Origin of the sequence: Streptomyces bluensis, from assembly GCF_014650715.1 — a bacterium.
Lineage (GTDB): Bacteria > Actinomycetota > Actinomycetes > Streptomycetales > Streptomycetaceae > Streptomyces > Streptomyces bluensis.
Map to the genome: position 1 here is coordinate 211468 of NZ_BMVM01000008.1, position 13325 is coordinate 224792.

Annotated in this window: 11 protein-coding genes and 1 tRNA gene; 3 read left to right on the top strand and 9 right to left on the bottom strand. The window is 71.2% G+C overall.

Translation table 11 applies throughout. The features are described from left to right. Positions 1–76: 76 nt before the first annotated feature. Entirely contained in the window at positions 77–1339 is a 1263-nt protein-coding gene (locus IE262_RS21275; protein WP_189875657.1) for a hypothetical protein, read from the top strand. 367 nt (positions 1340–1706) lie between these two features. Here IE262_RS21275 and IE262_RS21280 read toward each other — a convergent pair whose 3' ends face one another. Both IE262_RS21280 and IE262_RS21285 read right to left on the bottom strand, forming a co-directional pair. Then, complete coding sequence (locus IE262_RS21280; protein WP_229877375.1) at positions 1707–3962, bottom strand: ATP-binding protein; 2256 nt, start codon at positions 3960–3962, stop codon at positions 1707–1709. A gap of 121 nt (positions 3963–4083) precedes the next feature. Next, positions 4084–4884 (bottom strand): exodeoxyribonuclease III, encoded by an 801-nt coding sequence (locus tag IE262_RS21285; protein WP_189875661.1) that lies wholly within the window; start codon positions 4882–4884, stop codon positions 4084–4086. 74 nt (positions 4885–4958) lie between these two features. Here IE262_RS21285 and IE262_RS21290 point away from each other — a divergent pair, with 74 nt between their 5' ends. Further along, entirely contained in the window at positions 4959–5435 is a 477-nt protein-coding gene (locus IE262_RS21290; protein WP_189875663.1) for a GNAT family N-acetyltransferase, read from the top strand. 54 nt (positions 5436–5489) lie between these two features. Here IE262_RS21290 and IE262_RS21295 read toward each other — a convergent pair whose 3' ends face one another. Together IE262_RS21295 and IE262_RS21300 are read right to left on the bottom strand one after the other, a co-directional pair. Next, positions 5490–7025 (bottom strand): family 43 glycosylhydrolase, encoded by a 1536-nt coding sequence (locus IE262_RS21295; protein WP_189875665.1) that lies wholly within the window; start codon positions 7023–7025, stop codon positions 5490–5492. 325 nt (positions 7026–7350) lie between these two features. After that, on the bottom strand, positions 7351–8508 hold the full coding sequence (locus IE262_RS21300; RefSeq protein WP_189875667.1) for a nuclear transport factor 2 family protein: 1158 nt from the start codon (positions 8506–8508) through the stop codon (positions 7351–7353). A gap of 95 nt (positions 8509–8603) precedes the next feature. On the opposite strand from IE262_RS21300, the gene IE262_RS21305 reads away from it, so the two are divergent. Then, on the top strand, positions 8604–9542 hold the full coding sequence (locus tag IE262_RS21305; protein ID WP_189875669.1) for a LysR family transcriptional regulator: 939 nt from the start codon (positions 8604–8606) through the stop codon (positions 9540–9542). A gap of 243 nt (positions 9543–9785) precedes the next feature. Here the strand turns inward: IE262_RS21305 and IE262_RS21310 are convergent. The 5 genes from IE262_RS21310 to moaC form a co-directional block, all read right to left on the bottom strand. Further along, a tRNA-Ala gene (locus IE262_RS21310) sits at positions 9786–9859 on the bottom strand. Positions 9860–9974: 115 nt separating this feature from the next. Next, on the bottom strand, positions 9975–11300 hold the full coding sequence (gene sepX / locus IE262_RS21315) for a divisome protein SepX/GlpR (protein ID WP_189875671.1): 1326 nt from the start codon (positions 11298–11300) through the stop codon (positions 9975–9977). A 172-nt stretch (positions 11301–11472) separates the two neighbouring features. Beyond that, on the bottom strand, positions 11473–12123 hold the full coding sequence (locus tag IE262_RS21320) for a GNAT family N-acetyltransferase (RefSeq protein ID WP_189875673.1): 651 nt from the start codon (positions 12121–12123) through the stop codon (positions 11473–11475). A gap of 20 nt (positions 12124–12143) precedes the next feature. After that, on the bottom strand, positions 12144–12797 hold the full coding sequence (locus IE262_RS21325) for a MogA/MoaB family molybdenum cofactor biosynthesis protein (RefSeq protein ID WP_189875675.1): 654 nt from the start codon (positions 12795–12797) through the stop codon (positions 12144–12146). Beyond that, the gene (gene moaC, locus IE262_RS21330) at positions 12794–13306 is read right to left on the bottom strand and encodes a cyclic pyranopterin monophosphate synthase MoaC (protein ID WP_134038814.1); all 513 of its coding nucleotides are present in this window, start codon (positions 13304–13306) and stop codon (positions 12794–12796) included. The genes IE262_RS21325 and moaC overlap by 4 nt, the downstream gene beginning before the upstream one ends. Positions 13307–13325 lie beyond the last annotated feature (19 nt).

Here is a 13325-nt window from a genome sequence, read left to right on the forward strand (position 1 = left end):
GGACAGACCCGGCTCTGTGGCCACGCCACTCACCTGACCGCCCACATCAACTCCATTGATCCACGGGGGAGTTCACATGAGTCTGCTGATGCCGGACACCGATCGGCGTCCCGCCGTGCCCTTGCGTCTGGACGTCGAACGCTGGGCCACCTTCCGCATCCGAAAACGAGTGCTCGCCGTGGTGCACACGGTGACCTCCGCGCGGCGGCTGCTGGACGCGGTCCGGCTGCTGGAGGGCGATCCGCGGGTACAGGTCCTGTTCACGGTGGCCGGCGACGTCTTCAACCACGGAGTGGACGAGTTCCTGGAGAACACCAGGGCCCTGGTGGTGCCGTGGGGGCAGGCGGTGCACACGCGGTTCGACCTCGCGCTGGCCGCGAGCTACGGGAGCCTGCACGAACTGAACGTCCCGGTGATCGTGCTTCCGCACGGCGCCTCGTACAACAGGCGCATCTCGGTGCCCGGCGGCCACCACGGCCGTCCCCCGGCGGTGCGCGAGGTGTACGGGCTGGGCCGGCAGTGGCTGGTGCGGGACGGGGTGGTCGTACCCGCGGCGATCGTCCTCGCGCACGAGGACGACCGTGCACGCCTCGGCCGGGAGTGCCCGGAGGCGCTGCCCGTGGCCGAGGTGGTCGGGGACCCCTGCTACGACCGCGTCGCGGCGAGCCTCTCCGCCAGGGACCTGTACCGGAAGGCGCTGGGGGCGGGCCCCCGACAGCAGCTGGTGCTCATCTGCTCGACCTGGGGCCCCGACTCCCTGGTGGGACGCCACTGGGGGCTGCTGGAACGGCTGGCCGCCGAACTGCCCCCAAAGGACTTCCGCATCGTCGTCATGCTCCACTCGAACGTCTGGAACGCCCACAGTGAATGGCACATACGCAGCGCTTTCGCCGGGCTGGGCCGGCAGGGCGTCGGTCTGGTCAGCCAGCACGCGGAGTGGTGCGGTGCCGTCGTCGCCGCCGACTACATCGTGGGCGACCACGGCTCCGTGTCGCTGTACGGCACGATGACCGGCGCGCGCATCCTGACGGCCGGCTCCCCGGACACCGACCTGGACCCCTCGTCGCCGATGGCCGAACTGCGTTCGCTGGCGCCCCGGATCGATGCGGGCCTGCCGTTGCTCGGCCAACTCCGCAACAGTTCCCTGGCGTACAGTCCGGGCCGGTACGCACGGATCGCCGCCCGCATCAGTTCGGAGCCGGGCCGGTTCGCCCGCCGGATGCGCACCCTGCTCTACCGGAAGCTGCGCCTGCGCGCCCCGGTCGCGCGCCCCGCCCCGGAGCAGGCGGCGCCGCCGGTCACGGTGCGCTACGGCACACCGAGCGGTGCGCTGTCATGAGTGCCGCCGAGGACCGCGGGGCATGGGCGCGGTACGTCCGGGTCGCACTGGCGCGGCGGGGCGGAGGGAGACTGCTGGTGGACGAGCACCTGAGCGTGTCCCTCCCCGCCCCGCGTCCGTGGCCGGCGCTCGCAGACGTACTGGTCGCACCAGGTACGGGGCACGGAGCGGCCGACGCCCTGGCCGCCGACCATCCGGGCACCTCGGTGGTGGCGGTGTACCGGGAGGGCAGTGCGTGCTGGGTGCGCGTCGGTCCGTACGGCCGCGACCCCATCCGGCTGACCCTGACCTCGCGGCACACCGCTGTGTGCCCCTGGCCCGTCTGGGCGTCGTTGGCGCATGCGTGGCTGGTGGCCGGAGTGCCTGTTCAGCCAGTGGTTTCCTCGTGGGTGGTGCTCTCGTCGGGGAAGCTCGCGTCAGAGACGCCGGCATCCAAGACGCCCGTGCCGGAAGTGCTCTCACCGGAGGTGCCGTCCTCCCCCAGCACGCGTAGCCGCGCACGCACCCCCTCGGCCGGTTCCGGCCGCCCCACCGCCACGTAGAGGTCCAGTGCCTCCTGGTAGTGGTCCCGGGCGAGGGCTCGTCGGCCGTGTTGCTCGGCGGCCTCGCCCAGGGACTCAAGAGCGCGCGCCACCTCGTAGTCGGCGGCGACACCGCGCAGCACCGTCAGGGCGCCGGAGAGCCAGCGCTCCGCCTCGTCGAGGCGCTCGCGACGCAAGCAGGCGCGGCCGAGCAGGATTCCGGCACGCGCGGCGTTGTACGGGTCGTCGGCGGCCAGCAACGTCGCGCGGGCCTCGGCTCCATCCGTGGCGGCCTGCTCCGGGCGGCCACGGGCAAGCTCGACGTCGGCGGCGTTGAGCCGGGCGAGTCCACCGGCCCGGCGGTCACCGCACCTGGGCAGTTCCACGGCCGCGCGGGCGAACAGGTCGGCTGCCTCGTCCAGTCGGCCCAGGCGCTGGTGGGCCAGCCCGCGGTAGTTGAGCGTTCGGGCGTGACCCAGCTCGTCCCCGTACTCCGCGAAGAGCCGCGCTGCTTCCTCGAACATCTCCAGTGCCCGCTCGTGGTGCCCCCTCCCCAGTTCGCCCAGGCCACCGGAGGTGAGCATCCGGCACTCGGCCATCGTGTCGCACAGCTCCCGCGCGGCCGCCAGTCCCTCCGTGTACGCCGCGTGCCAGTGGTCGTAGTGCTTGCGCCGGATGAAGAGCGGCCCCAGGGCGTCGGCGAGCTGCCACGCGACCTCGGGGGCGCCCGCGGTCCTCGCATGCCGTATCACCGCCATCAGCTGGGGCAGTTCCCGCTCCAGCCAGTCCAGTGCCGCCTGGACACCCTCACCGAAGTCCTCCGTGAGCACCGGGCCGGGTCCGAAGGAGCGTTCCCGCAACGGATGTCGTGGGTCGATGGTCTCCTCGGCCCTGGTGGCGGTGGCCAGATAGGAATCCGCGAGCCGGCGAACCGCCGCTGCCCGTGCCCCGGCGGTCTCGTCCTGTGCCGCCCGGGCGGCCGCGTGCAGCCGTACGAGATCGTGGAAGCGGTAGCGGTCCTCGCCGACGTCGGTCACCAGGTTGGCGTCGTGGAGGACGTCCAGCAGGTCCCCCGGGTCCGACTGCTCGGTGCCGGTGCCCGCGTCGCCCGCCAGCAGCGCCGCTGCCGCACCGCTGCCGAACTCCGTGCCCGGGTGCACCCCGAGCAACCGGTAGAGCCGGGCCGCCTCGTCGGGCAGCCCCCGATACGACAGGTCCAGCGCGGCACGTACACCGTGGTCGCCGTCGATCGCGAGCGCGTCCAGTCGTCCATGCTCCGCGGCCAGCGCCTGGACCATCGTGTTGATCTGCCGGTGTGGCCGGGCGGCGAGCCGGGCTCCGGCGACCCGCACGGCGAGCGGCAGCCCGGCGCACAGGCCGACGAGGGCACGGGCGTCGTCGGCCTGGGTGGCCACCCGGTCGTCGGCGAGGGTCAGGGCGAGCAACTCCACCGCCGCTTCCGGGGCGAGCGGCTCCAGGTGCATCTGGTAGCAGCCCTCAAGCGCCAGTCCGGACATCCGCCGACGGCTGGTCACGAGGGTGACACTCGGGCCGCCCGGCAGCAGCGGCCGCACCTGGGCCGCGGTCACCGCGTCGTCGAGCAGCACGACCAACGCGCGTTCGGCGGTCAACGAGCGGTAGAGCGCGGCCCGTTCGGCACCCGCGTACGGCACCTGTTGCGGGGGCACACCCAGACCCCGCAGGAATCCGCTCAGCACCTCGGCCGGATCAGCGGGCCCGGCAGGCGACTGGGCGCCCAGGTCCGCGTACAACTGGCCGTCAGGGTAGTCCGGGCGCAGCCGGTGCAGCCAGGACAGGGCGAGGGTGGTCTTGCCGACTCCGCCCAGCCCGCTCACCGCGGCCAGCGCCGGATGCCCCCGGCCGGCGGCCAGAGCGCGGTGGCGCTCCAGGCGCTCCACCTCAGCGGTGCGGTCGGTGAGGTGGACGGCCGGTGGGAGCTGCCATGGCAGAGGTGACCGCGGCTGCGGTGCCGCAGTACCGCTGCGGATGTGGACGTCGCCGTGCACGACGGCGGCCTGCACGCTGGCTCCGTGCACGACACCGCTCAGCTCGTTGTGCCCGCCCCTCTCCTGCCCCCGCACGCGTCCCCCTCCGGCCGGTGAGCACCGCCTTCTGGGGATGAGTATTCCCCACAGCATGGGAACAACCAGTCGTGCGCCGGAGCACATCCAGGGCCTGTGGGCTCCGTCGCTCGCTCGCGACTCACTCGTACACGACGGTGACGGGCGCGTGGTCCGACCACCGCTCCCCGTGCGTGGCCGCCCGCTCCACATGTCCCTTCACCGCTCGGGCGGCGAGCCCCGGTGTGGCGATCTGGTAGTCGATGCGCCAGCCGCTGTCGTTGTCAAAGGCCCGCCCCCGGTACGACCACCACGTGTACGGCCCCTCAACGTCCGGATGCAGTGCCCGGACGACATCGACGTACCCGCCGTCCTCGGGGTCGAGGACGCGGCCGAGCCACTCGCGCTCCTCCGGCAGGAACCCGGAGTTCTTCTGGTTTCCGCGCCAGTTCTTCAGGTCGGCCTGCTGGTGGGCGATGTTCCAGTCGCCGCAGACGACGACATGGCGCCCGTCGGCGGCGGAGCGCTCGCGCAGTTCCTTCAGGTAGGCGAGGAACTCTCCCATGAACCGCACCTTCTCGTCCTGCCGCTCGGTGCCGACCTCGCCGGAGGGGAGGTAGAGGCTGGCGACGGTGACGCCGGGCAGGTCGGCCTCCACGTACCGGCCGCTCGCGTCGAACTCCGTCGAGCCGAAGCCGACCTGGACGCGGTCGGGCTCACGGCGGGTGTAGAGGGAGACCCCCGCCCGGCCCTTCGCCGCCGCCGGCGCGTGCACGACGTGCCAGCCGTCCGGCTCCCGGACCTCCGCCGGCAGTTGCTGGGGCTCGGCGCGCACCTCCTGCAGACAGAGCACGTCCGCCGAGGTTGCCGCGAGCCACTCCACGAAGCCCTTCTTCGCGGCGGCCCGGAGCCCGTTCACATTCACAGAGGTCACGGTGAGCACCCGGGCACGATACCGGGGAGCGACGAGAGGGGACGGACAGCCCCAGCCTCTCGCACAGACGTACGATACTCGGCATGAATATACGTACCGTGTCCTTCGACCACCCGGACGCCATCAGACTCAACGACCGGGTGCAGGCCGAGTACGCCGTTCGATACGACGACGGCGGCGACGCCACACCACTCGACCGGGCCGACTTCGAGCCGCCTCAGGGGCTGTACCTCATCGCCTACGACGAGTCCGGCACACCCGTGGCGACGGGCGGCTGGCGCGCCCGGGACGAGAACGGCGAGGGGAACCTGGACGGGGACGCCGAGCTCAAGCGGATGTACGTCGTCGAAGAGGCGCGTGGCAAGGGGCTGGCCCGCCGCATCCTGGCCGCCCTGGAGGACGACGCCCGCGCGGCGGGCCGTATCCGTATGGTGCTGGAGACGGGCGCGAAGCAGCCCGAGGCCGTCGGCCTGTACACCTCCAGCGGCTATGAGCCGTGCGCCAAGTTCGGCTACTACCGCTTCCACGAACTGAGCATGTGCTTCGCGAAGGAACTGTAGGCGGGCTGTAGGCGCCCGCCTACTCGCGCCCGTCACCCCCCGCCCCCGCCGGGCTCAGGCGGTGGTGGGCACGATCCGCCACTGCTGGCAGTTGTTGTTCAGCCGGCTCCACTGGCGCACGTCCACCCCGTCGCCGGTGCCGCAGTCGGCGACGTCGGCGACCTTGCCGGTGGCCGCGTTGACGATCCGGACGTGGTCGCCGCCGGTGTAGACGAGCCGGTACCTCTGGCAGTTGTTGTTGAGCCAGGACCACTGGCGGATGTCGGCACCGTCGGCGGAGGAGCAGTCGGCGACGTCCATGACCTTGCCGGTGGCCACGTTCACCAGACGGCTGGTGTCGTCGGCCATGTCCTCGATGCGCCACTTCTGGTTGGCGCCGCCGTTGCAGGTCCACTGATGGATGTTCGTGCCGTCGGCGGCGCCGCCGCCGTTGACGTCCAGGCACTTGCCGCTGTTGCGGTTGACCAGCGTGTACGCGGTCGGGGTCGTCGCGGTCTCTCCGGAGGGGCCGGGCAGGGTGGTGCCGAGCGCCACGGGCGTACCGAAGTCGGGCGTACCGTCGGCGTTCCATGTGAACTTCTGGGCGCGCGTGGTGCGGGCGTTGCCGCAGCCGCCGTTCGACGTGCTGTTGCCGTGGTAGACGATCCAGTTCTCGGTGCCGTCGGGCGAGGTGAAGAACCCGTTGTGGCCGGGACCGTAGACCCCGGCGGCGTCGTTGCGCTGGAAGACCGGCGTCTGCCTCTTGGTCCAGGAGGCGGGGTTGAGCGGGTCGCTGCCGGTGAGTTCGAGCCGGCCCAGCTTGTAGTCGGGGGTCTGGCAGGAGCTCGCGGAGAAGGTCAGGAAGGTCCGGCCGTCGTGGTACAGCGGCTCGGGGCCCTCGTTGACCGGGGCGCCGGAGGTCTCCCAGCTCAGCGTGGGGCTGGAGATGATCGTGAAGGTGGAGCTCGCCAGGGTGTACGGGTTGTTCATGGGCGCGATGACCAGGCTCTGCGCGCTGCCGCCGATGAAGCCACTGCCCACCAGGTACAACTTGCTGCCGTGCCGCAGCACACTGGCGTCGATGAGCCAGCCGCCGGGGGTGAGATTGGCCCCGGTGAGGCTGTTCTTGTACGTGTACGGCCCCATCGGGTCGGAACCCGCGCTCTCCAGCACGTGCGTGCGCTGCGAGTCACAGCACGCGGTGCCGCGGTTGCCGGCCGAGTAGTACAGGTACCACTTCCCGTCGAGGAAGTGGATCTCGGGCGCCCAGAAGTTGGAGTTGCGGCCGGTGGTGGAGTCGGACCACACCTGGACGCTCGGTGCGGTGGACAGCCCGGCCAGCGTCGGCGCCTTCCGCATGGTCAGCTCGCCCGTGAACGAGGTCGTCACCAGGTAGTAGTTGCCGTTGTAGTACTCCAGCCAGGGGTCGGCGCCCTTCTGCGCCTTGACCGGGTTGGTGTACGGCTTGCCGTCGGCCGCGACGGTGGGCTGCGTGGCGACGAGTGACAGTGACGCGAGCAGGGACAGCAGGACCGCCCCGAGGATCGACCAGTGACGGGGGCGGGGGCGAGGGCGGGTCCGGGTGCGGGTTCTGGTACGGGTGCGGAGCACGGCAAGTCCCTTCCGGCAGCGACTCGTTCGTTCGACATGTCGAACTACGTGCGTAACTTCGGCCAGAAGGTAGAGGTGAGTCGGGAGTGACGTCAATGGATACGACGTGAGGACGCTGCCGATGCGCTTGCCGACGGCGGCCTCGGTGACAACCAGTTCCCGTGCCATGGCGCCGTTGAAGCGCCGGTCTTCCTTCTCTCAACCGTCCACCAGGAACCGTCGTTGATGAGGTTGACGAGGGCCTCGGCCTGGTCACTGTGGTTCCAGCCCGCCCAGCCCGCCCAGCCCGCCCAGCCGAGCTCACCGGAGATCGTTCCCCGTCTTCTCAGAAGTGGCGGTGATACGCCTTGTTGGCGATACGCCAGCTGTCGTCGGTGCGGACCAGCAGGAAGACGTCGGTGAACGTGTCTGGGCCGTGCGAGAGCGTCATGGTTGCGGTCGCGACGGTGCCGTGGACGTCGATGGCGTCGATGCGGCGGGAGCGGGTCGGTTCGTCCGAGGCCGGCCGGCCTGGGAAGAGAGCGCAGTATTCGTCCAGGCGCCAGGAGACGAATGCACCGTCGCGGAGTCCCTCGATGTGGGCGGTGGGCAGGAACGCGTCGCGGAAGTGGGTGGGGTCGCCGGTGGCGTGTCCGCGGATGTAGGCGCGGAGCGGTTCGAGTACGGCGTCTTCCACGGCGGGGACCGTGGCGGCGAACGCTATGTCGGCCTCAGGGGCGGCAGGGCTGTCGGCCAGGCCGGCTGCGCTGCGCAAGGGGGTGTGGGACGCGGCGGCCAGCAAGGCCATGTCCTTGGCCAGCGCGCCGATGGTGAATTCGGCCGTGACAGCGTCCGACTGGTTGGCGAGGAAGGGTCGTTTGCGTGCCACGAGTCCGCCGAGCTGGCCGAGTTCGAGGACGTCCAGCGCCTGGGTACGGGGCAGGCCGAGGGCGTTGGCCTGCCGCAGTGAGTCACGCAGCGCGAGGACGGCGCCGGCGAGGCTGTTGTTGGCGATCAGCTTCAGCGCGGCGGCGGTGGAGGCGTCATCGACGTGCCGCACGGTGCCCAGCGCTTCCAGTACCGGTCGGGCTCGATCAAGCGCGTCTTGGTCGGCGGCGGCAAGAATCTGCAGGGCTCCGGCAGCGGCAGCGGGAACAGAGCCGAGTACGGGTGCGTGGACGTAGGCCGGGCCGAGTTGCCGGGACAGCTTCGACGCTTCGGCGGGGGCGATGGTGCTGGTGTTCAGCACCATCGTGTCCGTTCGCAGCGAGCCACGGACGTCGTCGAGGACCTGCCGGCAGGCCGGGCCGTCGAACAATGCCAGGAGCACGAACTCGGCCTTCGCCACGGCGTCGTTCGGATCGCCGGTCGTCTTGACGGCGCCTGATGTGCGCCCCGAGCGGGTCCAGCCGACGACGTCCCAGCCCTGGGTGGCCAGTCGTGTCGCGATCGCCCCGCCCATGCGCCCCAGGCCGAGGACGGCGATCGTGTGCGGTGTGGTCATGCGCGCCAGACTGGTGCACCACAAGGGCTGCGACAAGCGCAGATTGTGCAGGCCGGCCCTGCGGAGTGCGCATACCGGCCGGGCATACTGCCTCCATGGAACTGACGGTGTGGCGGACCTTCGTGACCGTGTGCCGACTCGGGTCTCTGTCGGCGGCGGCCGCCGAGCTCCATCACACGCAGTCGGCCGTCTCCCGGCAGGTCGCCGGGCTGGAGCGGCAGCTCGGCGTGCCGCTGATCGAGCGGCATGCGCGCGGTGTGCGCCCGACGCCTGCCGGCGAGGTGTTCCGGCACCACGCTCTGGCCACGCTCAGCGAGGCCGACCGCGCCGTACGTGCCGCACGGGAGGCCGGCGACGGGGCGTTCAACCGGCCGCTGACGGTCGGCGCGACCCCTTCTCTTGCCGCAGGGATCGTCCCAGAGGCCATCCGGGCCCTGCAGAAGGAGACCGGATCCATCCGGTGGAGCCTGCTCCCCGGCTTGAGCGCACAACTGCACCACCGTGTGACCACCGGCGATCTCGACGTTGCCGTCGTCACCGACGCACCGCCAGGGCTGCCCCATGACCCGCGGGTCGAACGCCGGTTCCTCGGGCTGGACGACATGGTCGTCGCACTGCCCGTCGACCATCCACAGGCCGGGCGCGGCCCGGTGCGCATGCGGACACTGGCCGACGAGACCTGGGTCGAGGACAACGACGGCTCAGCGGCGCTCCTGCACCAGCACGCCGCCCGCGCCGGAGTCAGCGCCCGTATCGATCTCACCGCGGCCGATCTGCCCGGCAAGCTGGCCCTGGTCGCGACCGGCCACGCCATCGCGCTGATACCCGGGGTGCTGACGCGCGCACTGCGAATAGACATCACCACCGTGGGCCTCGTCGATCCTCCGACCCGCGGCATCTACACGATCACCCCGCATCGCAGCCCTCACCCCTGCGCAGCCCCTCTGCTCGACCAGCTCGCCACTGCCTTCACCTCGATCCGGCCGGCCCACGAACTCGTGAGCCGGGGCTCTCCGGGATCGGGCTACCGCTGACTTCCCCAACTGCCCGACACAGTTTGGCTTTTGAGTGTCTGGGACGCCTGGGGTTGCCTAGGAACTCGCGGGACCGTCTTCAGCCTGCGGCAGCACACCAACCCGGCCCCACCAAGCACCGCCGTCATCCACCAGCCCCAACAGGCTCGAACGGACCCCGGAAACGACGAAGATCCCGACTGATCACAATGATCAGCGGGATCTTGTCAACCACTCCTGAGCGAACTCAAGAACAGTCGTGCGTGGACCTGAGGGGATTTGAACCCCTGGCCCCCTCGATGCGAACGAGGTGCGCTACCGGACTGCGCCACAGGCCCTTGCAACGAGTGAAACTCTAGCATCCCCGTCCGGCTGCTTGGAAATCCGTTCCGGCGCTGGTCAACGGCACCCCGCTGCCGCAACCCGGTGACGGCCCTCCCGCGCGCCTCAGTCCTACTCGTTGGCCGCGCGCGGCCGGTCGCCGTCCTCGTACTGGTCGAACAGTGGGGTGCGCCCCCGCTCCCGGGAGCGGCGTGCGGACGCGGCACGGCGGGCGTCGCAGCGACCGTCGTCGGAGGAGCCGGTGCCTGCCGGGTCCTCCTCGGCGGTGTCGGCGGCGGTGGGGGTGGGGGCGGGGAACTCCGGCTCCTGTTCGGCAGCGGCGTCAGTGCCGGTGCCCCTTCCGGTACCGGTCGTACCCGCCGCGCTCGACCGCGCCGAGCTCCACGAGTCCGGAGCGCCCAGGTCCACGTTCGGTGTGGCCCGTGGTGCGACCGGCGCCGTCACGTAGGTGGGGAGCGGTACCGGAACCGGGTCCCAGCTGTCCCCCTGGCCGGGGCGGCGCTGCCGCTCGCGCTGCTGGTCGACCCACTCCGCGTGGTCGGTCTGCTCGACGAGGGCGCGACGGTCGGCCGCGAGCGCGGAGAGGCCCGGGTTGGTCCCGGGCTCTGGTCCGTCCTCCGGCTCGTCGGCGTCCAGGTCGGGCGCCGGGCGCCGCCGGGGGTGGCGCTCACGCAGCCGCTGTGCCGCCGCCTCGGCCCGGCGCCGGTCCATCGTGTACGCGAACCGCCGCCGCTCCTGGGCGCGCAGGTACACGATGTACGCGCTCAGCAGGACCGCCGGTACGCCGGGCGCCCACAGGAAGGCCAGCCCTCCGACCGCCGCGACGATCGCTCCGAACGTGAAGGCGAGGAAGAGCATGACGGTCGTACGCCGTCGGCGCGCGAGCACCTTCAAGCGCCGGGCGCGTGCGGCCGACTCCGCCGAGGTTCCACGTGGCCCGCGCGCACCCGATCCCGTCTTCTCGGCGGCCTTGGACGACGGCGAAGCCTGCGCCGACGAGGGCTGCGCCTTACTGCCCGACTGCACCTTGTTACCCGTCTGCACCTTGCCGCCCTGCTGCGCCTTGCTGCCCTGCTGCACCTTGCCGCCCGGCTGTGCCTGCTGCGGCACCGGTCTGGCCGGCCCGCCCGGCTCCGTCGGCAGCTGCGTCCTGGTCTGCGCACGGTACGGAGGCATGGCGAAGGCCCGGACGTCCACCGAGTCGGTGACGGCGTCCGGGTCGGCGTTGGGCTCCTCCTCGTCGGTGGAGCGCGCCCGCAGGTCCTTGGCGTACCGGCGCTCCATGCCCGCCCGTCCGGAAAGCAGCCGGATGGCGGTGCTGAAGCGTTCCGTCGGACGGGCTTCGTTCAACTCGTCCTGCCTACGGAGCCACATGGGCACCAAGTAGGCGGCCCAGGCCCCGACGATGACTGCGTAGATGAGGCCGCTGCTGCTCACGCTCACACGGTAGAGGGGTTTGCTTGGGGCCATCTGCCAATTGCGCCGGTGTGTCGCACGATCTGGCTGATATTTCGAGCGTTTTTTGCGACCGATGTGATCAACAGGACACCGTGAGTGCGAAATTAACGCGCTCAGGCGGTCGGCGAGCGATCAATTTCGAACACTTATTTCATTTGCGCGGAGTCTCGCCGGACGTGTTCTGCGATGCGCTCCACGGAGTGTTCCGCGCGTTCCGCGCACGTACCCGCTGCCAGCGGGCCAGCAGGCCGTCGGGGACCTCTTCGGCGGTGAGTGCGAAGACGAGATGGTCGCGCCAGGCCCCGTCGATGTGAAGATATCGTGGACGAAGTCCTTCCTCGCGGAATCCGAGTTTCTCCACGACCCGGCGGCTGGGGCTGTTCTCGGGGCGAATGCAGACTTCGATCCGGTGCAGACCGACGGCGCGAAAACAGTGGTCGACCACAAGGGCCACGGCCGTCGGCATCACGCCCCGCCCTGCGACCGCCTCGTCCACCCAGTAGCCGATGTGCCCGGAGCACATCGAGCCCCAGGTGATCCCGGCGACCGTCAGCTGTCCGACCAGCCGGCCCTGGTACTCGATCACGAACGGCAGCATCCGGCCCGCGTTCGCCTCCGCGCGCAGATGGCGGACCATCTGGCGGTAGGTCGGCCGGTGGGTGATCGGGCCTCCGGGCGTGGGCGGCGGAATCGTCGCCTCCCACGGCCGCAGCCAGTCCCGGTTGCGTCGGTTGACCTCGCGCCAGGCCCGCTGGTCACGCAGCTTTATGGGCCGGAGGACGATATCGCCGTCCGCCAGCACGACGGGCCAGGATGGGCTGTTCAGCTCGCACCCCCCGTCGGTCCGGAGCGGTCCGTGTCGGGGGCAGGGGCGGGGCCGTCCTCGGCGGCCCCGCCGGGTCTGTGCCCGGCTTCCGTGCCCCCGCCGGGTCTGTGCCCGGCGGCTTCCGTGGCCCCGCCGGGTCTGGGGTGGTCCCCGCCTCGGATCTGGTCGACGGCGTGGACCAGGAGGGGCTCCAGTACCGCCAGCCCGTCCTTCACACCGCCGGTGGAGCCCGGAAGGTTCACGATCAGTGTCCCGCGCGCGACGCCCGCGAGTCCACGGGACAGCGCCGCCGTGGGCACCTTCTGACGGCCGAACGCCCTGATGGCCTCCGCAATGCCCGGCACCTCGTGGTCGAGGACGCCGCGGGTGGCCTCGGGGGTGCGGTCGGTGGGTGAGATGCCGGTTCCGCCGGTGGTCACGATGAGGTCGTACCCGGCGTCCACCCCCGCCCTCAGTGCCTCTGCCACCGGGTCGCCGTCGCGGACGACCTGCGGGCCGTCGACAGCGAAGCCGAGCCTGCCGAGCCCCTCCACGATCAGGGGCCCGCCCCTGTCCTCGTACACCCCGGCCGCCGCCCGGTTGGAGGCGGTCACCACCAGGGCCGCGTACGGCGCGAGCAGGGCGCCGCCCAGCGACGGGGAACCGGTCATTCCCGGCTCCAGTCGCCGGACTTCCCGCCGGTCTTCTCCTCCACGCGCACGTCCGTGATGACCGCCCCCTTGTCGACCGCCTTGACCATGTCGACCACGGTGAGCGCCGCCACGCTGACCGCGGTGAGGGCCTCCATCTCCACGCCCGTGCGGTCAGTCGTCTTCACGGTGGCCAGGATCTCGACGGCGTCGTCCGCGACCGACAGGTCAAGCTTGACACCCGACACCGACAACGGGTGGCAGAGCGGGATCAGTTCGGGGGTGCGCTTGGCGCCCATGATCCCCGCGATACGTGCGGTGGCGAGGGCATCGCCCTTGGGGACTCCCTCGCCGCGCAGCAACTCGACCACGCGCGGTGAGACCAGGACCCGGCCGCTGGCGCGGGCGGTGCGCGCGGTCACGTCCTTCCCGGACACATCGACCATGCGGGCGGCTCCCGCCTCGTCGATGTGCGTCAGTCGGTCCTCCGCCGGCGGTCCGGGGGTCTCCCCCCGGGAAGACACAGTCATGTGGTGTGGCGCTCCCGGT

Bases quoted from the DNA above. Each gene is read 5' to 3' on its own strand.
- IE262_RS21300 (WP_189875667.1), bottom strand. From the start codon at position 8,508: ATGACCACACCGCACACGATCGCCGTCCTCGGCCTGGGGCGCATGGGC.
- IE262_RS21275 (WP_189875657.1), top strand. From the start codon at position 77: ATGAGTCTGCTGATGCCGGACACCGATCGGCGTCCCGCCGTGCCCTTG.
- IE262_RS21290 (WP_189875663.1), top strand. From the start codon at position 4,959: ATGAATATACGTACCGTGTCCTTCGACCACCCGGACGCCATCAGACTC.
- moaC (WP_134038814.1), bottom strand. From the start codon at position 13,306: ATGACTGTGTCTTCCCGGGGGGAGACCCCCGGACCGCCGGCGGAGGAC.
- IE262_RS21325 (WP_189875675.1), bottom strand. From the start codon at position 12,797: ATGACCGGTTCCCCGTCGCTGGGCGGCGCCCTGCTCGCGCCGTACGCG.
- IE262_RS21305 (WP_189875669.1), top strand. From the start codon at position 8,604: ATGGAACTGACGGTGTGGCGGACCTTCGTGACCGTGTGCCGACTCGGG.